Below are 23,092 nucleotides of genomic sequence, written 5' to 3' on the forward strand. Positions count from 1 at the left end.
CTTGGGAGACACCGAATGGCGGCGCGCGCAAAGGGGGACGTGGAGAAGGCGAACCCCGCCGGCGACACCACCGCGAGCGGAGACCGCATCTACCAGAGATTGGCTCGGCATGTGTTCGACGACCTGATCGCGGGGCGTTACGAGATCGGCAGCCGCCTGCCCGCCGAGCGCGAGCTTTGCGCCGAGTACGGCGCCAGCCGGCCCGCGGTGCGCGAGGCGCTGATCGCGCTCGAGGTGCAAGGCTATATCGATATTCGCGTGGGCTCGGGCGCCTATGTTCGCCGACTGCCAGGCCGCGAAGACCACCCCGGCTTCGCCATCACCGCCTTCGAACTGACGGAGACGCGACTGGCGTTCGAAGGCGAGGCCGCCGCGCTGGCGGCCAACCATATCAACGACGACGAGATCGCCCGGCTTGAAATGCTGCTGGATGAAATGGCCGTCGAAAACCTTCGCCCCAAGGTGACGGAGGACGCCGACCGGGCGTTCCACATGACCATCGCCCAGGCGACGCGCAACGCCGGGATCGTGCTGATGATCGAGGAGCTGTGGCGCCTGCGCTCGACGTCCCCGGCTTGCGCGCTGCTTCACAACAAGGCCCGCAGCGCCAAGATCCGCCCCGTCGTGGCCGAGCACCGTCGCATCGTCGAGGCGCTCAAGGCCCGGGATCCGCAAGCCGCCCGCGCCGCCATGCGCGCCCACCTCGCCGCCGTGATGGATCACCTGCTCTTCACGACCGAAGAACTGGCGCTGGAGGAAGCGCGCCGGACGGCCGCGGGCGTGCGCGCGCGCTTCTCCACCGCCTTGCCCGAAAAATCTGACTGACCAATTTTTCAAATTGATCTGGCAGATTTGATTTAAGGCGCTAAGCTCGCTCCAACGCAACCATCAGGTGGCGACTGGGAGGGATGCCGATGAGACGATTGCTGCTGGCCACGGCGATGATGAGCCTCATCGCCCCGGCGATCGTACGGGCCGAGTCGCGGGCCGCCCCGGTGCGGGCCGAGACCGCCCTGGCCGAGAACTGGCGCTTTCGCCAGGACGACGCCCTGAGCGGCGCCGAGAACCCCGCCTTCGACGACCAGGACTGGCAGCGGGTCGCCGTGCCGCACACCTGGAACCGGGTCGGCGTCTACCTGCCCGGTCCGGTCGAGCGCACCCACAAGGCCGAGACCGTCAACAAGACCCAGGGCGTGGGCTGGTACCGGCTGGCGTTCGCCGCGCCCAAGCTGGAGGGCCGCCGCGCCTACCTGCAGTTCGACGCCGCCAGCCGCGCCGCCAAGGTCTGGCTGAACGGGGTCTATCTGGGTGAGCACCAGGGCGGTTTCTCGCGCTTCCGCCTCGACGCCACGGACGCCCTGCGAGGCGAAGGTCAGAACCTGCTGGTCGTGCGCACCGACAACAGCAAACCCGCGCCCGGCTCTTCCACGGCCGACAATCTGCCCCTGACCGGCGACTTCTTCGTGCATGGCGGCCTCTACCGCCCTGTCAGCCTCGTGCTCACCAACGCCGCCCATTTCGACATGCTCGATTTCGGCGGCGCCGGCGTCTATGCGAACACCACCACGCTTTCGCCCGCCAGGGCCGAGATCCAGGTTCGCGGCAAACTCCGCAACGAGATGGTCGGAGCCCTGGCCGCCCGCATGGTGAGCAAGCTCTACGACGCCTCGGGGCGCTTGGCCGCTCAAGCCAGCACGACCACGGCCCTGCCCGCCAAGGGCGCCCAGGAGGCGACCCTCACCCTGTCGCTGATCAATCCGCATCCGTGGAACGGCGTGGCCGACCCGTATCTCTACCGCCTGGAGACCGATCTGGTCGCCGCCGACGGCCGGGTGCTCGATCGGGTCTCGACGCCGTTCGGGGTGCGCCAGATGGCGGTCGATCCCGATCGGGGCTTTCTGCTGAATGGAAAGCCCTATCGCCTGCACGGGGTCGGCTACCACCAGGACCGCGAGGGCAAGGGCTGGGCGATCAGCCCCGCCGATGTCGAGGACGACATGGCGACCCTGCGCGAGATGGGCGCCAACACCATCCGCCTGACTCATTACCAGCATGGCCAGACCATCCACGACCTCGCCGACAAGTATGGCTTCGTGCTTTGGGACGAGATCCCGCTGGTCTCGGCCTGGACCCTCGGCGGCGCGCTCGAGCCGACCCCGGCCCTGATCGAGAACGCGCGCCAACAGCTCAAGGAATTGATCCGGCAGAACTACAATCACGCCTCGGTCGCCACCTGGGGCATCGCCAACGAAGTCGATTTCGGCAACTCGTTCCCGGCCTTCCTGACGGGGTACAAGGACGGCAAGGCGCCCGATCCGATGTCGTTGCTGAAGGCGCTGAACGACCTGGCCCATCAGGAAGATCCGGGACGCCCCACGGCGCTGGCGACGTGCTGCGAGGGCCGGGTCTTCGCCGCCGGCGTCGATGTGCCGACCACGGCCGAGGCCGCCGACCTGGGCGGCGCCAACCGCTATTTCGGCTGGTATTTCGGCGCGCCGGGCGACCTTGGCCCGCACCTGGACGCCCTGCGCGCCAAGCGTCCGCGCCAGCCCCTGTCGGTGACGGAGTATGGCGCTGGCGGCGCGGTGACCCTCCACACCGACGATGTCCTGGGCGGCCCGATCGACTCCCGCGGCCGCACGCAGCCCGAGGAGTACGAGAGCTACATTCACGAAACCGCCTGGGCGGCCCTGTCGCGGCGCCCCTATCTTTGGGGCACATGGCTTTGGAACGCCTTCGACTTCGCCACCACGATCCGTCACGAGGGCGACGCCGACGACATCAACACCAAGGGCCTGGTCACCTACGACCGCAAGATCCGCAAGGACGCCTGGTACTTCTACAAGGCCAACTGGGCGACCACGCCGACGGTGCACATCAACGGCCGACGCTATGTCGACCGCGCCTATCCGGTCACCGATGTGCGGGTCTATTCGAACGGCGCGACCACCGAGCTGACGCTCAACGGCCACTCTCTGGGGTCGCTGAGCGACTGTCCGCTACGGATCTGCGTCTGGCCGGGCGTGCGCCTGGCGCCCGGCGAAAACGTCCTGGTCGCCCGCGCCCGGTTCGGCGGCCGGCCCGTCGAGGATCGCATCACCTGGAAACGTCCGGCCGACGCCGCGGCGGCGTTCCGCATCGACGCGGGCGCGATCGTCGGCGCGGGCAAGGCCACGGCTTTCGGCTCCGACGCCTTCTTCAAGGGCGGCGAGGCTCTGTCGGCCAATACCCCGGCCGACTACGGACGTCCCGCCGCGCGGGCCCAGATCAGCGGAACCGACGAGATCGACGTGGCCGCCAGCTATCGCCAGGGCCGCTTCGCCTATGCGATCCCGGTCGCGCCCGGCCGCTATCGCGTGAGCCTCACCTTCGTCGAGCCCAAGCTGGCGAGCAGCGAGCGGCGCTTCGACGTCGTCGCCAACGGCGCGCGGATGCTGGGCGACCTTGATGTTTCGGCGCAGGCCGGCGGTCCGCTCAAGGCGCTGATCAAGACGTTCGAGACCGGCGCCGGCGACCAGGGCCTGACGCTGGAGTTCAACCCCACCAAGGGCGAGGCGGTGGTCTCCGCGATCGAGATCACGCCCCTCCCCGCCGCCAAGCCATAGGAACCCAAGACGTGTTGATGACGCAGACCATGCGCTGGTTCGGGCCCGCGGATCCGGTTTCGCTCGCCGGTATCCGGCAAGCCGGCGCCACGGAGGTGGTCACCGCCCTGCACGAGATCCCCAACGGCGCGGTCTGGCCCCGCGCCCTGATCGCCGAACGCCGCGCCATGATCGAGGCCGCCGGGCTGGGCTGGACGGTGGTCGAGAGCCTGCCGGTGCATGAGGACCTGAAGACCGGCGGCCCCAGGTGGGACGAACTCGTCGAAAACTACCGCCAGAGCCTGATGAACCTCGCGGCCGAGGGCGTGAAGGTCGTCACCTACAACTTCATGCCGCTGCTGGACTGGACGCGCACGGACCTGGCCTGGCGCCTGCCCGACGGCGCCCTGGCCCTGCGCTTCGAGCTGGACGCCCTCGCGGCCTTCGACCTGTTCATCCTGCGCCGGCCCGACGCCGAGCGCGACTACGACGTCGGCACGCTGGAGCGCGCGGCGGTCCACTACGTCTCGCTGTCCCGCGACGAGCGCGAGCGCCTGGAGCGGACGATCATCGCCGGCCTGCCCGGCGCCGAGGAGACCTTTACCGCCGGGGCGTTCCTGCAGGCGATCCAGCGCTATGACGGCGTCGACGCCGAGCAGGCGCGCGCCAATCACATCGCCTTCCTCAAGGCCGTCTGCCCCACCGCCGACGCCCTGGGCCTGCGGCTGGCGGTCCACCCGGACGATCCGCCCTTCCCGATCTTCGGCCTGCCGCGCGTCGTCAGCACCGAGGCCGACTTCGACGCGCTGATCGCGGCGGTTCCCAATCCGTCCAATGGCGTCTGCTTCTGTGTCGGTTCGCTGGGTGTCCGCCCCGACAACGACCTGCCGGGCATGATCGAGCGCCTGGGCTCGCGCATCGCCTTCCTGCACCTGCGCTCGATCCAACGCGAGGCCCATGGCGCCTTCCACGAGGCCGCGCACCTGGAAGGCGACGCTGAGATGGCCAAGGTCATCACGGCCGTCCATCACGTCTCGACCCGAGAGCGGCGTTCGATCCCGATGCGCCCGGACCATGGTCACCAGATGATCGACGACCTGAACAGGACCACCAATCCCGGCTACTCCCTCATCGGCCGCCTGAGGGGACTGGCCGAACTGCGGGGCATGGAGCGCGGCATCGCCCATGCGCTGGATGGCTAGCCTGCCGTAACCGCCGTTGGCTTGCCTCGCGGAACTGGGCGTTCACCGAGGCGAAGTCGAGTCGCCCTTGAAGAGAACGTCACCCGTCGCCGGCAGACCCATCACGGCGGCCAGGGTCGGGGCGATGCTCTCCATGCGGATGGTCCCCAAGTTGCGCCCCTTGGGCACGGCGCCGCCCTGGATGAAGAACGCCGAGCGCATTTCCGGATAGTCGGCGGGATAGCCATGCATGCCCCGATAGCGGCTTGGCGAAACCCGAGGCGCGGCCGGATCGCGGCCCATTTCGAAGCCGATCTCGAAGCCGAGCCGGAACGCCGGCGCGCGGCCAGCGGCATAGGCCGGCGTCTTGGTCAGGTCCGCCACATCGCGAATATGAAACGACGGGTCTTTCTTGAGATCGGTCAGGAAGGCGCGAACCCTCTGCTGAAGGTCAGGGTCGCCCGGACGCGCGAGATACACAGACGCGGAGGCCCCGCCCCAAGGCATGGCCTCCCAGGATTCGAACTGGGACTTGTCCCGGTTGAGCCGCGCGAGCCCCGCGTCGGCAAAGGCTTGCAGCAGGTTCACGTCGTCGTGCAGCGGCGCGAAGCCGTGATCGGACACGACGGCCACGACGGCGCCGGGGTCGGCGGCTCTCGCCGCCTCCGCCAGCGCGCCCACGACCTGGTCGACATTCCGCAAGGCCGCCTTGGCCTCCGGGCTGTCCGGACCGGACAGATGCTGCGCGTGATCGAAGGCCGAGAAGTTGATCAGCAGCAGTCGCGGATGACGCGACTTCAGGATCTCGGCGGCGAAGCGACCCGCGACGCGATCGGAATCCGGCGTGTGCATGATCGCCTGCGCCAGCTTCGAGCCGGTCTTTTTTTCCAGTTCGTCGACCAGTCCGGGCGTCGACAGGGCGCGGATCAGCTTGACGTCCTCAAGGGTCTGGTCGCGCCAGTACAGGGGGATGTTGAAATCGATGTCGGCGGCGCCGACCGTCACGGGCCAGTTGACGCTGGCGACGGTTCCGCCGTGCTGCTTGACCCGAGTCCACAGCGTCGGCGTCCGGATGTCCTGCGCGTACCAGTAGTACTGATTGGCCTTCGGATGCAGAGGGTCGAACACCAGGTTGTCGACAACGCCATGCTCCTCCGGCCCGACGCCGGTGACCAGGGAAACATGGTTGGGCAGGGTCAGGGTCGGCGTTTCGTTTCGAACCGACTCCGCATAGCTGCCCTCCCGCAGAAAGCCGCGAAGGTTGGGCAGGTCGGGGTCGCCGGCCTTCAGACCGGTGATCTCGCTTGGGCGCATGCCGTCGATCGAGATGACCACCAGTGAACTGGCTCTGGCGATTGAGCCGGATGCAACCGTCAGGGCGGCGATCAGGGCCGCGAACCGGATCAGCGAACGCATTCGATTTCCCTCGTTCTCAAGCGATTGCGGGATACATAAATTCAATATGTAACATATCCATGATTATATATATTGATTTCAAGGACGGTTGGCGTCGGACGCCCCGACCGGCATGATCGGCCCGCGCCCGCGCCATGAGTCCTCGGCGTCCGGGGAGGATCCATCAGGCGAGCGCGCGCATCGGAGTTTTGAATGGAACAGAAGAAAGACGGCAAGCGCGGCTTGGGCGCGCTGAGTCTGCAGGTCCTGCGGACCTTCGTGACCGTCGCCGAAACGGGCAGCTTTTCCAACGCGGCCAAACAGCTGGAGATCGCCCAGCCCACGGTTTCGTTTCAGATCGCCAGCGTGGAGGAAATGCTGGGGGCGACCCTGTTCCACAGGCGGCCCAAGCCCGAACTGACCTCGGTGGGCCGGGACGTCTATACGCGCGTGCGGATCATCCTTAGCCGCGTGAACGAACTGGAGGCCAGTCTGGACCAGTTCAAGCAGCTTGAGTTGGGCCAGATCCGGATCGGCATCAGCGCGCCCCGATGCGCGCTATCGCTGATCGGCATGTTCATGCGCGATCACCCCGGCGTCGATGTCCACACCATCGCCGGCAACTCGGACGATCTTCTGCGCCTGCTGGAGCAGAACCGCATCGATATCGCCATCGCCGGCCTGCCGCAGGCGGTGACCGATTTCAACTGCCGCCTGATCGAGGCCATCCACCTGTGCGCCTGGCTGCCGGCCGGCGACGCGCTGGCGGGGCGCTCCGCGATCGATCTCGAGACCTTGGCGACGCTGCCCCTGGTCATGCGCGAGCAGGGGTCGATCACGCGGCGGATCTTCGAGAGCGCCTGCGCGGAAAAGGGACTGACGCCAGACGTCCGCCTGACCATTCATAGCCGTGAAAGCGTTCGCGAAGCGGTCGCGGCCGGCGTCGGCGCCGGCATCGTCTTCAACTCGGAAGCCAATTTCGACTCCCGGGTGAGCTTCATTCCGATCGAGCCGCAACTCGTCGCGGGCACCTATCTGATCTATCCGGAAACGCTGTGCGATCTGCCCGCCGTTCGCGCCTTTGTCGATCTGGTGGAACGCAAGCAGCCCGCCGCGCCGTCGCTGCTGACCGCTTCGCAAGCCGCGCGCGCCGAGCCCGTCGGGGACTCAGTCGTCTGAAAGCAGGCGTTCGACGATCGGCGTGGCGCGTCGCCCCATCAGCTGTTGTCCGGCGGCGGACGGATGCAGGCCGTCGATGAGCAGGCCGGCCTCCTGGTCGCCCAGCAGCAGACGCCCGTCGCGGTAGTGCAGCCGCCGGTCGCCCTGCGCCCGGCGACGGTCGACCAGGCCTTCAAGCAGACGGCGCGCCGAGGCGGCGGTCAACGCGCCCTCGGCCAGGTTGGCCGGACGCGGCGGCGGCGCCACGCCCTCGGCCGTGCGCCGCGCGGGCCCTGGGTGGGTTTCGAAGACGCCCGAGTGGATCGGCGAGATGACCATGATCGGGACATCCGGCCGCTCGCGGCGAATGATGTCGAGAAAGGTGTGAACCGCGGGAATGAAGGCTCGCTCGCGCATGGCGTCGGTCGTGATGACGTTGACGCCGATCTCCAGGGTCAGGATGTCAGCGTCGCTCCGCGCCATCGCCCGGGCGACGAAGCCCTCGAGCAGGCAGTTGCCGCTATAGCCCAGCGAGGTGAGATCCAGGTCCAGCCCCCGCGCCGCCACGGCGGGCCAGCAGTCGCTGGGCCCCTCGGCCTCCTTGCCGTGGCTGATCGAACTGCCGTAGTGCAGCCATCGCCGCTGGGCGCCGGGCGGTGGCGCGACCAGGGCGTCCGCGTCCACCCGCAGAGCCTTGAGGGTGATCGCCGCGTTCTGAGGCAGCCACAGTTCGAGCCGCTTCAGGCCTGGCGGCAGAGGGGCGAAGCGAAGGCGCGTGGTCGGCCCCGCCTGCCGCGTCACCTCGGGCGGAAGCCGCCCGAAGTCGACCAGCAGGGTTGGCCCGTCGGCCGCGACGCGGCGCTCGAACAGGCGATCATCGACAAACAGGTCGAACGCGACCGGCCGTCGCGCGCCGCCGACATAGCGGAGTCCGGTCGCTTCCGCGTCCAGTTCCAGCGCCCGCGTGTCGCTGTCCAGCCGCAGCCGCATCCCGGCGGCCATGCTCGCCGTCAGCACCAGCTGGGGGTCAGGGTCCCTCCCCTCGGCGGTGGCGGGGAGTCGCGACAGGCTAAGACCTTCCGTCGACCGCGCCCAGGTCACGGCGCCGCGAACGAGGTCATCGGTCAGATCCAGGGTTCGCAAGGCGTGCGGCTTCCAGAACAGGGGGCGGCGAGAGCGGAATGTCTGGCGAACGGGCCACCGCCCCGGCGGAGCGATGGCCGTATGTCAGATCAATAGCGCAGCTTGAAGGTCGCGCCATAGGACCGCGGTTCGCGGAAGAAGCGGATCTGGTCGCCATAGGCGCCGTTCTGCGAATAGACCTGGTTCAGGCGGTCGGTGACGTTGTTGCTGAACACGGTCAGGGACCAGCGCTCGTCCAGGGCCGCCACGCCGATCTTGGCGTCGAAGGAATAGTGGTGGGGAATATATTCCCGAACCGCGTTGACCACGTTGGCGTACGAGAACGTCTCCATCGCATAGCCGCCGCCGACAAAGGCTTTCAGCGCCGGCGTGATCGGCCGCTCATAGGCGCCAGCCAGATAGAGCTTGTAGTCCGGCGCATAGGGCAACCGATTGCCGGTGCAGTTCGTGTTGAGCCCGTTGCAGTTCAAGAAATCGGTGAACCGCGCGCGAGTATAGGCGAAATTGGCGGTCAGGCTGAGCCCTTGCAGGGGGATCGCCTCCACCTCGGCCTCGACGCCCTTCGACCGCGCCTTGCCGGCGTTGGCCAGGCGCGCGACCGACGACCCGTTCACGGTTGGCGTCCATTGCGACACCTGGAAGCCGGTGAAATCCTCCCAGAAGCCGGTCGCGTTGAAGCGCAGGCGTCGCGCGAACCACTCGGACTTGAGCCCGATCTCGTAGTTGGTGGAGGATTCGTCCCCGAGCCGCAGGCCGGCGTTGAACACGGCCTGGGTGATCACGCCGGTGTTCCAGCCGCCCGCCTTGAAGCCCTTGGACACGCTGGCGAACAGGGTGGCGTCCTCCGTCGGATGGTAGCTGATCGAGACCTTGGGCGTGAACGCCCGGAAGGTCTGCTTGTCGGTCTGGTCGGAGAACTGGGCGAAGGAGGCGTAGGCCAGGTTGGCCGCGTTGGTCGGGTCGGCGCGCAGCGGATCGTTTTCCGAGAAGTGCTCGAGCGTCTTGCGGATCACCGAATAGCGGGCGCCCGCGCCGATCTCCACATCAGGGGTCGGCCGGTAGAGCAGCGAGCCGTAGGCCGCGTAGGACTGGTCCGACACCGTCGCGGGCGCGTGGATGACGGTGTTGTTGTACAGCCGCAGCGGCGAAGCGGCCACCGCGGCGGGAATGGCGGCCTCGGCGACGCCTCGGCTCCAGAAGGTCAGGGCCGCGAACTCCGAGCCCAGATAGTAGCGGGTGTCGGCGCCGTTCTTGCCATCCTGGTAATACAGCCCGGCGATGAAGCTGAGCGGCTGGGCGGCGTCGCTCGACAGGCGCAGCTCCTGGCTGAACTGGCGCGAGGTCTGGTTGAGGTCGTAGACGCGCCCCGGGGCCGGCAGGTCGGTGGCGTCGGAAATCTGCTGGAAGCGCTCGGTCTGGTAGGCGCTGATCGAGGTCAGCTTGAGCCCCTCGCTCAGGCGCCAGTCGACGGAGCCGATGAAGAACTGCGACCGGCCCGTCTCGCCCTGGTCGTTGCTGTCGGCGATCTGGAGGTCGCCGGGCAGCGGCAGGCCGCTGAATTTCGGATAGAGCTTCTGGAAGCTCGCCCACTGCGCGGGCGACCAGACGCCGATGGTCCAGATGGACTTGTTGTCGTCCCACAGGCCCGAATACTGCAGATTGATCTCGACATCCGCGTTCGGCTGATAGCGCAGCTGCGCGCGCAACGAGCGCCGATCCACCCCGCCATAGGACCGGTCGAGGTAGATGTTGTCGATGAAGCCGTCCGACGTCTCGCTGGTGGCGGTCACGGCCAGGGCGAGCTTGTCCTTGATAAGCGGCAGGTTCACGCGCGCCCCGAAGCGGCGGTGGCTGAAGCTGCCGAACTCGCCGACGGCCTCGCCGCCCAGATCGCCCAAGTCGGGCTTCCGGGTGATGAAGCTGATGGCCCCGGCGTCGGTGTTCATGCCGAAGGTCGTGCCTTGGGGACCCCGAAGGAATTCAACCCGCTCCATGCCCAGCAGGGTCTGGTTGTCGGCGTAGGAACGCTTGATGTAGACGCCGTCCAGATAGGCGCCCACGCGCGCGTCATAGCCCGGCGTGCTGGCGTAGTCGACGACGCCGCGCATGCCGATCTGGCCAACCGTCTTGGCCCGGTTGACGGCGAAGGTGACGCCCGGCGCCGCGCGCTCCAGATTGTCGAGGCTGACCGCGTTCAGCTGGTCGATCCGCTTGGCCGTGAAGGCCAGGATCGAGACCGGAACCGATTGCAGCTTCTCCTCGCGCCGCTGCGCCGTGACGACGATTTCCTCGATGGCTTGCGAAGCCTTCGCCGGCTCCGCGGAGTCGTCGCGGGTCTCGGCGAGCGCCGGGCTGGCGGCCGCGGCGAGCGCGGTCGCGATGGCGATGAGCGATGGTCCAAACCTGTTCATGGGGCCCCCAAGGATTTGCCTGACACGCATGGGCGTGTCGGTTGATCGGATTTCTTGATGAGTAGATATTCATAAATCCATGAAACTAATGTGATGGCCCGCAGCGTCGGTGCTGGCCCGACGCGAAAACCCCGATTTACGCTGACGAAGCGGCCCTGGTTCGCCTGTATCTGTTGAAGCAACCCGCCCAAGGCAGAGCCAAATTATAGATTTTTATGATCCAATAAATCTTGATATCAATTTCTCTAATTGATACGACGGCGCCATCATTCTCCCAAAGCGAGGAGCGCCCGATGACTGAGATGAAGGCCTATTTCCCAACGCTCGAGGCGCTTGACGCCTTCCTGGAAGAGATGGCCAACCGGCCGTGCGAGGCGCCGGAGCTGAGCGAACTCGACCACGGACTGCAATGCGCCGAGGTGCTGAAGGCGATGCGACCCGATGACGTCGAGTTGCAGGTGGCGGGCTTGCTGCACGATGTCGCTCACGGCCTGTGCCACATCCGCGACCACGCCGAGTTCGGCGCCCACGCGCTACGCGATGTGATGAACGATCGGGTGAATGCGCTGGTCGCCCTGCACGTCGCGGCCAAGCGGTATCTGGTGACCACTGAGCGCGCCTATCGCGATCGCCTGTCCCCCACCAGCCTGCGCAGTTTCGAGCTGCAGGGCGGCGACATGAACGCGGCCGAAATCACCCAGTTCGCCAGCGATCCCCATCGCGACGACGCCCTGCGCCTTCGGGAAGCCGACGACGCCGCCAAGGTTGTCGGCAAGGTCGTCCCGGGCCTTGACGCCTGGCGCGACGCTCTGCGCGCCTGCGCGCGACGAGCCTGAAAGTCTCACGGCGCTGACGGAGTGCGCGATGGATGGCCTGAGGAACTTTCTGCGAGAGCGTCGCGGGCTGGTCGCGCCCTGGGCCCTGTCGTTCGCGTTCGCGACCTATTTCTGCATGTACGCGTTTCGCAAGCCGTTCACCGCCGCGACCTATGATCATATCGTCGGCTGGCCCTTCGCCTTCGACTTCAAGGCCAGCCTCATCCTGAGCCAGGTGCTCGGCTACACGCTCTCCAAGGCCCTAGGCATAAGGATCGTCGCCGAGGCCGACGATCGGGGACGGGGGTGGCTGATCTTGGCGTTGATCGGCCTGAGCGAGCTTTCCCTGGTCCTGTTCGCCGTGCTGCCGACGGCCTTGAAGCCGTTCGCGATGTTTCTGAACGGACTGCCGCTGGGCATGATCTGGAGCCTGGTCCTGCGCTATCTGGAAGGGCGTCGGACCAGCGAAATTCTCGGCGCGGGCCTGTGCACGAGCTTTATTCTCTCCTCGGGCGTGGTGAAGGGCGTCGGACTGTGGCTGCTGGTCGAGCGCGATGTCGTCGACACCTGGATGCCCGCCCTGGCCGGCGCGATCTTCCTGCCGATCATCGCCTGTTCGATATTTCTGCTGGCCCAGACGCCGGCGCCCGACAGCCAGGACAAAGAGGAAAGGACCGCGCGCGTCCCCATGCGCAAGGCCGACCGCCAGGCCTTCTTTCAGCAGCATCGCCTGGAACTGTTCCTGCTGGGCGGAGCCTTCGCGCTGCTGGCGACCGTCCGCGACTTCCGGGACAATTTCGCCGTCGAGATCTGGCGGGCGGTGGGCTACGCGAAGGCGCCGCAGGTGTTGGCCCTGTCGGAGGCGCCGGCCGCGCTGCTGGTTCTGGTGACGGTCGCGCTGCTGGCGCGCGTCAAGGACAATCGCCAGGCCGTCCGGCGCGTTCATCTGGCCATGCTGGGCGGCGTCGCGCTGGCGCTGACCTCAACGATCCTGTTTCAGCTCAAGATGATCGGCCCCATCGGCTGGATGATCAGCCTGGGCGCGGGGATCTACCTCGGCTACGTGCCGTGCACCTCGGTTCTGGCCGACCGGCTGATCGCCGCCCTGCGATCCGGCGGGAACACCGGCTATCTGGTCAACCTGTTCGACACCTGGGCCTACCTGGGCAGTGTCCTCATCCTCCTGATGAAGGCGTTCGCCCTGCCGGACGTCAACTGGCTGCCGTTCTTCCTGGCGCTCAGCTATGTCTGCCTTTCTCTGAGCGCCTTTGGGATACTCGCCTCCTATGGCCGTTTCCTGGGACAAAGAGAGACGACGCCTTAGATCCGTCGTCCTTCTGGGGCGATGGATCGACGTCCCCGTCCCCCACCAAGCGGCGCCAAAGCCACACCCCACCAGAAGAAAGCCACACCCCGCCGGAAGTAAGTAACCTTTCACTGAACCGACATCGATTCCCCGCTATAGCGCCCCAGCGCTCGGGCGCGGGGAGGTTTGCTCCCTCGCCGCCGGCGCGTCTTAGACGGCCATCAAGGCCGCGAACGAGGGTCTCTCAAACACCATGCGTACTCCCCACACCAACAAGCTCGCCCTGCTCCTGGGCGCGGCCGCCGCGACCCTGATCGCCGGCGCCGCCCACGCCCAGCAGGCCGCTCCGGCCGACACCGCCTCGACGGCGCTGGACGAAGTCGTCGTCACCGCCGAGCGCCGCTCGGAAAACCTGCAGAAGGTGCCGTTGTCGGTCGCCGCCGTGGCCGGCGAGCAGCTGCGCGCCATCACCGCCGACGGCAGCGACATCCTGGCCCTGTCGGGCAAGGTCCCCAGCTTCTACGCCGAAACCACCACGGGCCGGATCTTCCCGCGCTTCTACATCCGCGGCCTCGGCAACATCGACTTCTACCTCGGCGCCTCGCAGCCGGTGTCGATCATCCATGACGACGTGATCATGGAGCACGTGGTCCTGAAGTCGAACCCGCTGTTCGACATCGGCCAGGTGGAAGTGCTGCGCGGCCCGCAAGGCTCGCTGTTCGGCCGCAACACCACCGCCGGCATCGTCAAGTTCGACACCATCAAGCCGAGCGAGGACTTCAACGCCCGCTTCGCGGCCTCGTATGGCACCTACGGCACGACCACCTTCGACGGCGGCGTCGGCGGCCCGCTGGCCGACGGCCTGATGTTCCGCGCCTCGGTGCTGTACCAGCACCGCGACGACTATGTGGACAACACCTTCTCGGGCGTCAGCGCCGACGGCACCGCCTCGCCGAAGAAGAACGCCATGGGCGGCTTCGACGAAAAGGACGCCCGCATCCAGGTGCTGGCCAAGCCGAACGACAAGCTGTCGGTCCTGGTCTCGGCCCACGCCCGCGACTACAACGGCACCTCGACCCTGTTCCTGCGCCAGGCCCTGACCAAGGGCAGCAACAAGTCGACCGCCCCGCGCGACAGCGTCGCGCTCGACGAGGCCATGAACAACCCGCAGGCCTACAAGACCTACGGGACCTCGGCTCACATCGACTACGACTTCGGTCCGGTCACCCTGACCTCGATCAGCGCCTATGAGTCGACCAGCGGCTACAGCCGTGGCGACACCGACGGCGGCGCGGCGGCCAACTTCCCGGTCAATGGCGTGCCGAACGGCTTCGGCCAGTCGATGGGCCAGATCCGCGACCTCGACCAGCTGACCCAGGAAATCCGCCTGGCCAGCAACGGCGAAGGCAAGCTGAAGTGGCAGGTCGGCGGCCTGTACTTCGACTCGCGCGACACCACCGACTTCTATCAGCGCGGCTATTTCCTGCTGCCGACCTCGGCCGGCTACAACCCCAACAACTGGGTGCGCCTGAACAACCTGAACACCTCGTGGGCGGTGTTCGGCCAGGTCAGCTACCAGCTGACCGACGCCCTGACGATCACGGGCGGTCTGCGCGACACCTATGACGCCAAGAAGACCGTCCTGGTGAAGACCTCGAACAACGCCGCCAACGTGTCGACCTACGGCGGCCGCCGCTACGTGCGCATGGCCGACGAGCAGGTCAGCTGGGACCTGTCGGCCAACTACCAGGTCAATCCGGACGTCAGCGTCTACGCCCGCGCGGCCAAGGGCTTCCGCGGCCCGACCATTCAGGGCCGCTCGGCGGTGTTCAACGCCGACTTCACCACGGCCGACTCGGAAACGATCCAGTCGTACGAACTGGGCTTCAAGAGCTTCCTGCTCGAGAACACCCTGCGCTTCAACGCCTCGGCCTTCACCTATGAGGTCAAGGACATCCAGCTGAACGGCAACGACAGCAACGGCAACGGCGTGCTGTTCAACGCCGACAAGGCGCAAGCCTACGGCGTCGAGGCCGACCTCGAGTGGCGTCCGGTCCGCAACCTGCTGCTGACGGCTGGCGCCAGCTACCTGCACAGCGAGATCAAGGATAAGCGCGTCTACGCTCAGGTCTGCGCGCTGAACGGCGTGGTGGTCTGCACGGTCGAAAACCCGACGATCAAGGTGGGCGCCAACACCTTCGCCCAGATCGACGGCCAGCCGCTGCCGAACGCCCCGAAGTACAACCTGAACTTCACGGGCCGCTACGACATCCCGGTCGGCGAGGCCGGCCGCGTGTTCGTGGCCACCGACTGGAACGTCCAGGGCTACACCAACTTCGTGCTCTACAAGACCAAGGAGTTCTACTCCAAGGGTTCGTTCGAGGGCGGCCTGAAGCTGGGCTACGAGAACCTCGACAAGGGCTACGAGATCGCCCTGTTCGGCCGCAACATCACGAACGAGAAGAACCTCAAGGGCGTGATCGAGAACTACATGGCCGCCGTCTACAACGAGCCCCGCATCGTCGGCGTCTCGCTCAGCGCCAAGCTGAAGTAAACCCTTCCTCCCCGGAAAACCTCGAGCCCCGGAGCCCCGCGCTCCGGGGCTTTTTTCTTTGGGGCGGCGGGTCTCGCCAAAATCCGACCTTCCCGGCGTTCGCCGGGGAGCTCGGAAGATGTGTCGGGCGAAGACGCTCCGCTCACATTCCGCCCAAAAAGAAAGGGCCGGTCCCTTTCGGAACCGGCCCCGTCTCCAGACTGGCGACCCGAAGGCCGTCAGGTCTTAGTAGGTGAAGCGCACACCCAGCTTGAACGTCCGGCCGATCACGCCGGGCGAATGGAAGGTCGTCAGGAAGTTCGGGTTCGACGCATACGAGCCCGGAGCAATCGGCGCGCGCTTGTCGAAGACGTTGCCGACATTGGCGTACAGTTGGACCTGATCGTTGATCTGGGCCGTGCCGTTCATGTCGACGTAGACAAACTTCTTGATGTAGCAGAAGCGATTGGCGATATCCGTGTTGCCGTTGGCGTACGGGTTGCCCTTCACGCAGTCGGTGGTGCCGTAGTCATCGGCCGCGACCGACTTGATCTTACCGACATAGTAGGCGGTGGCCGACAGGGTGTAGCGGTCCCACGAGACCGTGTTCTGCCAGTTCGCGCGCCAGTTCGGCGTACCGTTGCCCGACGACAGCTCGTACGGACCCAGGGTGCCGGCGTACTTCTGCACCTTACCATCGGCGGTGTGCAGGTCGTACTTCAGCACGTGGGTGACTTCGACGCGGCTGTTCAGCTTGGCGTCAGCCCACAGGCCGACGTTGGCCGTGGCCGAGAAGTCGACGCCTGAGGTTTGCGAATAGCTGGCGTTCTCGAACGGCGCATTGATGATCAGGATGCGCGGCAAGGCCGTCGGGTACAGCGGATCGGGAGAGTCCACCACGTTGCACGAATAGCCCGCGCCCACGGCCGCCACGGCGGCGCAGGCGTCAGCCACGTTCGTCTTCGTATAATAGGCCGCCCGAGCCTCGGAGATCTTCGAGCCGCTGACGATCAGGTTGTTCTTCTTGACGTTGTAGTAGTCGACCGTCATCGATAGCCAACGGGTCGGCTGCACAATGGTGCCCAGCGTGAAGCTGCGCGAGGTTTCCGGCTTCAGGTTCGGGTTACCGACCAGACCCGAACCCAGCGAGTAGGATTGGGCGTAGGGGTTGGTGTTGCCGGCGCTGGTCAGGCCACCGTGGGCCAGTTGGAACGAGGCAGGCGTCGAATATGTCGAGAAACCGGCGTACTGCGAACGCGGACCCGATTCCGCGAAGGTCGGGGCGCGGAAGCCTTCCGAATACGTACCGCGGAAAGCCAGTTGCTTCATCGGCGTGTACTTGGCGCCGATCTTCGGCGAGAAGTGGCTGAAGCCTTCCGAGTAGTCGTCGTAACGACCCGACAGGTTGATTTCCAACTTGTCGACGACTGGCGCCAGGATTTCGAAGAACCCGGCCTTGACCGTGTGCTTGCCGAAGGCCGACGAGGTGGTCAGGCCGTAGGTGTCCAGACGGGCGTTCTGGTTGTTGTTCTCCAGGACTTCCTTACGGATCTGACCGCCGACGGCCAGCATCATGTCGCCGCCCGGCAGGGTCCACAGCTTGTGGGTGATCGTGCCGTCCAGAGCCATGATCGACGAGTGCGAGTTCGTCACGACGTCAGGCGAGATCGCGTTGCGCACGGCCTCGGTGTTCTTCGACGGATCGACGAAGTTGTACGAGCCCGTGTTGATCGCGTTCACCAGGCTAGCGATGTTCAGATACCCGCGCTGGCGGATACGCAGGTTGTCACGGGCGCCGACAGCGTCGACCGACCAGTTCCAACCATCGCCGAAGCTGCCCTTCAGGCCAGCCGTGCCGCGGATGACTTCGTTGACGCGATTGCTGCCGGCGGGGATGTCGCCGAACGTGTAGAAGATTCGCGCGGCGCCGCTGGCCGGATTGCTGGCGAAGGCGGCGGCGTAGGGGTTGTTCGGGTTCAGGCGACGATCAGCCGCCGTCGCACAGTTGGTCCCGGTCGAGCAGATCCACACCGGCAGGGCGATGTTCAGGCCCGACAGCGACGGCGAGGCGCCAAACGGCTGGGTGTTACGGATGGTGCGCGGCTGGTTCTTGATGTCGACTTCATTGCTCGAATAGCTGCCGGTGACATAGGCCTCGACGTTCTCCGAGAGGCGCATGCTGAGGCGGCCGTTGAAGGCGTAGCGCTTCTGCAGCGGTTGAACTTGGTTGTAGGTGTCGACCAGGTTCCATTTGCAGGTCGTGCCGCGGGCCGAACCGGTCGTCACCGTGTAGGTGCCGTTGGTGCAGTTCGACGTGTTGAGCGCGGTGTAGTTGTAGTAGTTTTGCGTCTTGCCGGCGGAGTCGACATAGGTGCCGCTCGGGGTCAGCGACGAGCTGCCCGAAAGCGGGTTGTTCAGGTCAGACTGGGTGCCTAGGGCGACGATCGCGGTCGGCGTCGCCGAGGTGACATTGCTGTCGGCAGAGTTGTTGTCGAGACCGCCGATCGAGGTCAGGTCCTGGTTGTTGTAGGGGAAGCCGCGCGAGTGCGTCGTGACGCGGCCGTCCTTCTGATATTCGGCGTTGACATAGAAGTTCCAGCCGGACTCCTCATAGTCGCCGTAGCCGAAAGTGATGTCGGCGCGCTTATGCTCGCCATCACCTCGGTCGGTTTCGCCGGCTTCCATGCTGCCGGCGACGCCGACGAAGGTCTTCTTCAGCTTCAGGTTCACCACGCCGCCGATGGCGTCAGCGCCGTACGACGACGAGGCGCCGTCCTTCAGAACTTCGATGCGGTCGATCAGGCTGAACGGGATGGTGTTCAGGTCGACATAGGCGTTGTGGCCGTCGTCGTTGATCGGGAAGTTGGCCGAGCGCAGGCCGTCGACCAGCACGAGGGTCGACGAAACGCCCAGACCGCGCAGCGACACGGCCGAGCCGCCGGCCGAGAAACCGCTCTGGAAGCCGGTGCCGATCGAACCGGCGCCGTCGGCCGAGATCGAACGGATCGCTTCCGCAGCGGTGGTGATGCCTGCATGGGCCAGGTTTTCCGAGGTCAGCACGGTGACCGGCGACGGGGTTTCGGTGTCGGTGCGGCGGAACAGCGAACCGGTGACGATAATTTCCTCAACTTGCGTCTGGTCGGCTTGGGCCGCGGGCGCGGTCTGCGCGGCGGCTTGGCTGGCGCCCAGCACGGCCACGGCGGCGCCGCAGATCATGGAGGAAGCGAGCAAGCGCTCCCGGATGGACTTCGTATTCAAGGTAGTACTCCCCAGCGTCTCACATCGCGCATGCGCACATGCGCGGCTCCGGATCACGGATTGGGATCCGACTGGCGGGGAGCTACGAACTTAATGGATCTCAGGTCAACGAACATCGCGAGCCTGAAATGCGTCGCCAAACGGCTGTCGCAATAAAGTCACAGCCTTACAAGTTTGTAATGATCGCACCTATTCTGAGACTGTCAAAGAGATTGAAGTTTAGTTCACTACTATCGATAATATTATTCCATAAAAAATTATGAAATTTGATGCGCTTATCTTCCTACCTTATACTTGTACACTAAATACTGTACATTTGAAACGCATCGAAAAGCACCTAGCTTTCCGCGTAGTCGCGCTGGTGACAGAATTTTTCTTCCACATTACGGATATGTAAGCCTGAAACCTGGCGATAACGCGGCAGGTCTTGGCAAGCGGCGACCGCTGCGGCGCCTCGCCGTAGTTTAACGTGCTGCTTCCAAGGCGAAGCTGTCACCTCGGAAAATGGCGCCGCGCTTTTATGCCGGGTTTGCATTCTCGCTAGCAGGGGCTATATGTACGGATCAGTTATGCTCACTTTCAGCATAACCTAGGCGCCGGGTCGCCAGCGGAACATCCGCGGAAGCTCCGGCGTTTTTTGAGGCCCTGGAAATGCTCACTTTGAGCATAACGGAGTATCAGATGGCTGACGGGTTTGCCGCTCCGCTCGAGTTCACCGCCCAGGTCGAGGCGGAGACCGCCGGCGTCTGGGACAAGGTCAAGCACCACGTCACCCCGATGGAGTGGCGCGTCCAGGCCCCGCTGATCGCCGAGATCAACCGCCTCAAGCGCGAGAAAAACGCCGCCATCCTGGCCCACAACTACATGACGCCGGACATCTTCCACGGCGTGGGCGACTTCGTCGGCGACAGCCTGGCCCTGGCCAAGGAAGCCGCGAAGTCCGACGCCCAGATCATCGTCCAGGCCGGCGTCCACTTCATGGCCGAGACCAGCAAGGTTCTCAGCCCCGAAAAGAAGATCCTGATCCCGGACCTCAAGGCCGGCTGCAGCCTCGCCTCCTCGATCACCGGCGCCGACGTGCGACTGATCAAGCAGCGCTATCCGGGGATCCCGGTCGTCACCTATGTCAACACCACCGCCGACGTGAAGGCCGAGACCGACATCTGCTGCACCAGCGCCAACGCGGTTCAGGTGGTCGAGTGGGCCGCCAGGGAATGGGGCGTCGACAAGGTCATCCTGATCCCGGACGAGTATCTGGCCCGTAACGTCGCGCGCCAGACCGACGTCAAGATCATCGCCTGGGCCGGCCACTGCGAGGTGCACAAGCGCTTCACGGCCAGCGACATCGCCGACATGCGCGCGGCCTGGCCCGGCGCGGAAGTGCTGGCCCACCCCGAATGCCCGACCGAGATCCTGGAAGCCGCCGACTTCGCCGGCTCGACCGCGGCGATGAACGACTATGTGGCCCAGCGCAAGCCGGCCCAGGTGGTGCTGATCACCGAGTGCTCGATGGCCAGCAACGTCCAGGCCGAAAGCCCGCTGACCCAGTTCATCGGCCCCTGCAACATGTGCCCGCACATGAAGCGGATCACGCTCCAGAACATCCATGACGCCCTGGTCCACGAGCAGTTCGAGGTGACGGTCGACGCCGACATCCTCGACCGCGCGCGCCTGGCCGTGCAGCGGATGATCGACCTGCCGCCGCCGGCCGTCCCGGCCCGGTACGACCTGGTCAAGGCCCGGCATCACGTGAATGTCGAGCTGATTTAACGAACTGGCTCCCTTCCCCCTTGCGGGGAAGGTGGCCGCGAAGCGGTCGGATGGGGGTGTCGGCTCTGAGCCGAGCTTACACCCCCACCCCCAACCCCTCCCCGCAAGGGGGAGGGGAGTGGAGTGTGGAATGATCGAACGCGTAGACTTCGACGGCCCCGTCATCCTCGGCGCCGGTCTTGCCGGCCTCTCGGCCGCGCTGGCCGCGCACAAGGCGCTCGTCCTGTCGCCGACCCCGCTGGCGACCGGCTGCTCCAGCGCCTGGGCGCAGGGCGGCATGGCCGCGGCGTTGTCGAGCGAGGACAGCCCGGCGTTGCACGCCGCCGACACCATCGCCGCCGGCGCGGGCCTCTGCGATCCCAAGGCCGTCGACCTGCTGACCCGCGAAGGCCCGCAGGCCGTCCGCGACCTGGCCGCTCTGGGCGCGCCCTTTGACCGCAAGACAGGTGGAGACTTCGTGCTCAGCCTGGAAGCCGCCCACGCCAGGGCCCGGGTCGCCCGGGTCGGCGGCGACGGCGCGGGCGCGGCGATCATGGCCGCCGTCATCGCCGCCGTCCGCGCCGTCCCGACCATCGAGGTCCGCGAGACCGCCCGCGCCCGTCGTCTGCTTCAGGACGCGACCGGCCGCGTGGTCGGGGTCCTGGCCGAGATCGACGGCGAGCTCGTGGAGATCCGCGCCAAGGCGGTGATCCTGGCCACCGGCGGCATCGGCGGCCTCTACGCCGTCACCACCACGCCCAAGGAAGTGCGGGGCGAAGGCCTCGGCTTGGCCGCCCTGGCCGGCGCGACGATCGCCGATCCGGAGTTCGTGCAGTTCCACCCCACGGCCATCGACATCGGCCGCGATCCCGCCCCCCTGGCCACCGAGGCCCTGCGCGGCGAGGGCGCGATCCTGCGCAATGTCGACGGTCGCGCCTTCATGGCCGACTATCACCCGGCCCGCGAGCTGGCCCCGCGTGACGTGGTGGCCCGCGCCATCCATGCCGAGCGCGAGTCCGGGCGCGGCGCGTTCCTCGACGCCGTCGCCGCCGTCGGCCCGCACTTCCCCAAGGAATTCCCGGCCGTGTTCGAGGCCTGCCGCGCGGGCGGCCTGGACCCGCGTCGCGAAATGATCCCGGTCGTCCCGGCCGTGCACTACCACATGGGCGGAGTCGCCACCGATCTGGACGGCCGCGCCAGCCTGCCGGGCCTCTACGCCGCCGGCGAGTGCGCCTCGACCGGGGTGCAGGGCGCCAACCGCCTGGCCTCCAACAGCCTGCTGGAAGCGGCCGTGTTCGGCGCCCGCGCCGGCCACGCGGCGGCGGCCGAGGGTCAAGCGGGCGGCGAACCGGTCAGCCTGGAGCCCCTGCCCGACCTGCCCGACGCCGCCTTCCAGATCCTGCGCAAGGCCATGAGCCGCGACGCTGGGGTGATCCGCGACGAGGCCGGCCTGACCCGCCTGCTGGAACAGATCGACGCCCTGGAGCCCGCCTACGGCCCCTGCCCGCCCCTGGTCGCCGCCCGGCTGATCGTCGACACCGCCCTGGCCCGCCAGGAAAGCCGCGGCGGCCACTATCGCCGCGACTTCCCCGCGACCGCCGAGCCGGTCCGCACCTTCGTCACCCTCACGAGCGCGGACGCCGCCGTCCGCTACGCCGCCGAATGATTATCCAACCTCTGGACGACATCCTCGTCCGCCCGATCGTCGACCACGCCCTGGCCGAGGACCTGGGTCGGGCCGGCGACATCACCGGCCAGGCCTGCATCGATCCGGACGCCCGCCTGTCGGTGGTCTGGGCCAGCCGGCAGGACGGCCGTGTCTCGGGCCTGTCCTGCGCGCGCTTGGCGCTGGCGGCGCTGGATCCGACCGCGACCTTCGAGGTCGCGACCCCGGACGGCTCGGATGTCATGCCGGGCGCGATCCTGGCCCGCGCCGAGGGTAACGCCCGCGCCGTGCTGGCCGCCGAACGCACGGGGCTGAACCTGCTGGGCCGGCTGTCGGGCGTCGCCACCCTGACGCGGGCCTATGTCCGCCTGGTCGCGGGCACGGGGGCGACCATCGTCGACACTCGCAAGACCACGCCGGGCCTGCGGGCCCTGGAGAAATACGCCGTTCGCTGCGGCGGCGGGGTCAATCACCGCTTCGGCCTGGATGACGCCATCCTGATCAAGGACAACCACGTCGCCGCCTGCGGCGGGGTCGGCGAAGCCGTGAGGCGCGCCCGCGCCCACGCCGGCCACCTGGTGAAGGTCGAGGTCGAGGTCGACGGCCTGGACCAGCTGGACGAGGCCCTCAAGCATCGGCCGGATGTGGTGATGCTGGACAATTTCAGCCTCGACGACCTGAAGACCGCCGTGCGCCTGGCCAAGGGCCGCGCGGTGCTGGAGGCCTCGGGCGGGGTGAACCTGACCACCGTCCGGGCCATCGCCGAGACCGGCGTCGACGTGATCAGCGTCGGGGCGGTGACCCACTCGGCGCCGGTGCTGGATATCGGGCTGGACGCGGATTAGTCGAAGCCAAAAATAGCTTGTCATCCCGGCCACGGCGAAGCGGAGAGC

General features: G+C 66.7%; 14 protein-coding genes. 10 read left to right on the top strand and 4 right to left on the bottom strand.

The window, feature by feature from the left end:
- Nucleotides 1-15: 15 nt before the first annotated feature.
- From AC1RNC_RS10405 to uxuA, 3 genes are all read left to right on the top strand, one after another.
- A complete protein-coding gene (locus AC1RNC_RS10405) occupies nucleotides 16-825 on the top strand; it encodes a FadR/GntR family transcriptional regulator (RefSeq protein WP_492885969.1) in 810 nt (269 codons plus the stop codon).
- An 89-nt stretch (nucleotides 826-914) separates the two neighbouring features.
- The gene (locus tag AC1RNC_RS10410; RefSeq protein WP_492885971.1) at nucleotides 915-3,605 is read left to right on the top strand and encodes a glycoside hydrolase family 2 TIM barrel-domain containing protein; all 2,691 of its coding nucleotides are present in this window, start codon (nucleotides 915-917) and stop codon (nucleotides 3,603-3,605) included.
- Nucleotides 3,606-3,622: 17 nt separating this feature from the next.
- On the top strand, nucleotides 3,623-4,786 hold the full coding sequence (uxuA, locus tag AC1RNC_RS10415) for a mannonate dehydratase (RefSeq protein WP_492885973.1): 1,164 nt from the start codon (nucleotides 3,623-3,625) through the stop codon (nucleotides 4,784-4,786).
- A 42-nt stretch (nucleotides 4,787-4,828) separates the two neighbouring features.
- Here the strand turns inward: uxuA and AC1RNC_RS10420 are convergent, their stop codons facing one another.
- Entirely contained in the window at nucleotides 4,829-6,181 is a 1,353-nt protein-coding gene (locus AC1RNC_RS10420; protein WP_492885975.1) for an alkaline phosphatase family protein, read from the bottom strand.
- A gap of 192 nt (nucleotides 6,182-6,373) precedes the next feature.
- Between AC1RNC_RS10420 and AC1RNC_RS10425 the strand changes: the two genes are divergently transcribed.
- Complete coding sequence (locus tag AC1RNC_RS10425; protein ID WP_492885976.1) at nucleotides 6,374-7,339, top strand: LysR substrate-binding domain-containing protein; 966 nt, start codon at nucleotides 6,374-6,376, stop codon at nucleotides 7,337-7,339.
- Here AC1RNC_RS10425 and AC1RNC_RS10430 read toward each other — a convergent pair.
- Nucleotides 7,328-8,461, bottom strand: coding sequence for an SGNH/GDSL hydrolase family protein (locus AC1RNC_RS10430; protein ID WP_492885978.1), 1,134 nt, complete (start codon nucleotides 8,459-8,461; stop codon nucleotides 7,328-7,330). The genes AC1RNC_RS10425 and AC1RNC_RS10430 overlap by 12 nt on opposite strands.
- Nucleotides 8,462-8,550: 89 nt before the next feature.
- The gene (locus AC1RNC_RS10435) at nucleotides 8,551-10,872 is read right to left on the bottom strand and encodes a TonB-dependent receptor (protein ID WP_492885980.1); all 2,322 of its coding nucleotides are present in this window, start codon (nucleotides 10,870-10,872) and stop codon (nucleotides 8,551-8,553) included.
- Nucleotides 10,873-11,165: 293 nt separating this feature from the next.
- Between AC1RNC_RS10435 and AC1RNC_RS10440 the strand changes: the two genes are divergently transcribed.
- The 3 genes from AC1RNC_RS10440 (at nucleotide 11,166) to AC1RNC_RS10450 (ending at nucleotide 15,547) form a co-directional block, all read left to right on the top strand.
- Nucleotides 11,166-11,708 (top strand): HD domain-containing protein, encoded by a 543-nt coding sequence (locus AC1RNC_RS10440; RefSeq protein ID WP_492885982.1) that lies wholly within the window; start codon nucleotides 11,166-11,168, stop codon nucleotides 11,706-11,708.
- A gap of 28 nt (nucleotides 11,709-11,736) precedes the next feature.
- A complete protein-coding gene (locus tag AC1RNC_RS10445; protein WP_492885984.1) occupies nucleotides 11,737-13,011 on the top strand; it encodes a DUF5690 family protein in 1,275 nt (424 codons plus the stop codon).
- A 235-nt stretch (nucleotides 13,012-13,246) separates the two neighbouring features.
- Complete coding sequence (locus AC1RNC_RS10450; protein WP_492885986.1) at nucleotides 13,247-15,547, top strand: TonB-dependent receptor; 2,301 nt, start codon at nucleotides 13,247-13,249, stop codon at nucleotides 15,545-15,547.
- A 225-nt stretch (nucleotides 15,548-15,772) separates the two neighbouring features.
- Here AC1RNC_RS10450 and AC1RNC_RS10455 read toward each other — a convergent pair whose 3' ends face one another.
- Nucleotides 15,773-18,757 (bottom strand): TonB-dependent receptor domain-containing protein, encoded by a 2,985-nt coding sequence (locus AC1RNC_RS10455; protein ID WP_492885988.1) that lies wholly within the window; start codon nucleotides 18,755-18,757, stop codon nucleotides 15,773-15,775.
- A 708-nt stretch (nucleotides 18,758-19,465) separates the two neighbouring features.
- Between AC1RNC_RS10455 and nadA the strand changes: the two genes are divergently transcribed.
- From nadA to nadC, 3 genes are all read left to right on the top strand, one after another.
- Nucleotides 19,466-20,554 (top strand): quinolinate synthase NadA, encoded by a 1,089-nt coding sequence (gene nadA, locus AC1RNC_RS10460; protein WP_492836987.1) that lies wholly within the window; start codon nucleotides 19,466-19,468, stop codon nucleotides 20,552-20,554.
- Between the two features lie 130 nt (nucleotides 20,555-20,684).
- Nucleotides 20,685-22,199, top strand: a complete 1,515-nt coding sequence (locus tag AC1RNC_RS10465; RefSeq protein ID WP_492885990.1) for an L-aspartate oxidase — start codon at nucleotides 20,685-20,687, stop codon at nucleotides 22,197-22,199.
- Complete coding sequence (nadC, locus tag AC1RNC_RS10470; protein ID WP_492885992.1) at nucleotides 22,196-23,044, top strand: carboxylating nicotinate-nucleotide diphosphorylase; 849 nt, start codon at nucleotides 22,196-22,198, stop codon at nucleotides 23,042-23,044. The genes AC1RNC_RS10465 and nadC overlap by 4 nt, the downstream gene beginning before the upstream one ends.
- Nucleotides 23,045-23,092 lie beyond the last annotated feature (48 nt).

It is taken from the genome of Caulobacter sp. GW822-FHT01G02 (genome assembly GCF_058802865.1).

Bases quoted from the DNA above. Each gene is read 5' to 3' on its own strand.
- AC1RNC_RS10405 (WP_492885969.1), top strand. From the start codon at position 16: ATGGCGGCGCGCGCAAAGGGGGACGTGGAGAAGGCGAACCCCGCCGGC.
- AC1RNC_RS10410 (WP_492885971.1), top strand. From the start codon at position 915: ATGAGACGATTGCTGCTGGCCACGGCGATGATGAGCCTCATCGCCCCG.
- uxuA (WP_492885973.1), top strand. From the start codon at position 3,623: ATGACGCAGACCATGCGCTGGTTCGGGCCCGCGGATCCGGTTTCGCTC.
- AC1RNC_RS10420 (WP_492885975.1), bottom strand. From the start codon at position 6,181: ATGCGTTCGCTGATCCGGTTCGCGGCCCTGATCGCCGCCCTGACGGTT.
- AC1RNC_RS10425 (WP_492885976.1), top strand. From the start codon at position 6,374: ATGGAACAGAAGAAAGACGGCAAGCGCGGCTTGGGCGCGCTGAGTCTG.
- AC1RNC_RS10435 (WP_492885980.1), bottom strand. From the start codon at position 10,872: ATGAACAGGTTTGGACCATCGCTCATCGCCATCGCGACCGCGCTCGCC.
- AC1RNC_RS10440 (WP_492885982.1), top strand. From the start codon at position 11,166: ATGACTGAGATGAAGGCCTATTTCCCAACGCTCGAGGCGCTTGACGCC.
- AC1RNC_RS10445 (WP_492885984.1), top strand. From the start codon at position 11,737: ATGGATGGCCTGAGGAACTTTCTGCGAGAGCGTCGCGGGCTGGTCGCG.
- AC1RNC_RS10450 (WP_492885986.1), top strand. From the start codon at position 13,247: ATGCGTACTCCCCACACCAACAAGCTCGCCCTGCTCCTGGGCGCGGCC.
- nadA (WP_492836987.1), top strand. From the start codon at position 19,466: ATGGCTGACGGGTTTGCCGCTCCGCTCGAGTTCACCGCCCAGGTCGAG.
- AC1RNC_RS10465 (WP_492885990.1), top strand. From the start codon at position 20,685: ATGATCGAACGCGTAGACTTCGACGGCCCCGTCATCCTCGGCGCCGGT.
- nadC (WP_492885992.1), top strand. From the start codon at position 22,196: ATGATTATCCAACCTCTGGACGACATCCTCGTCCGCCCGATCGTCGAC.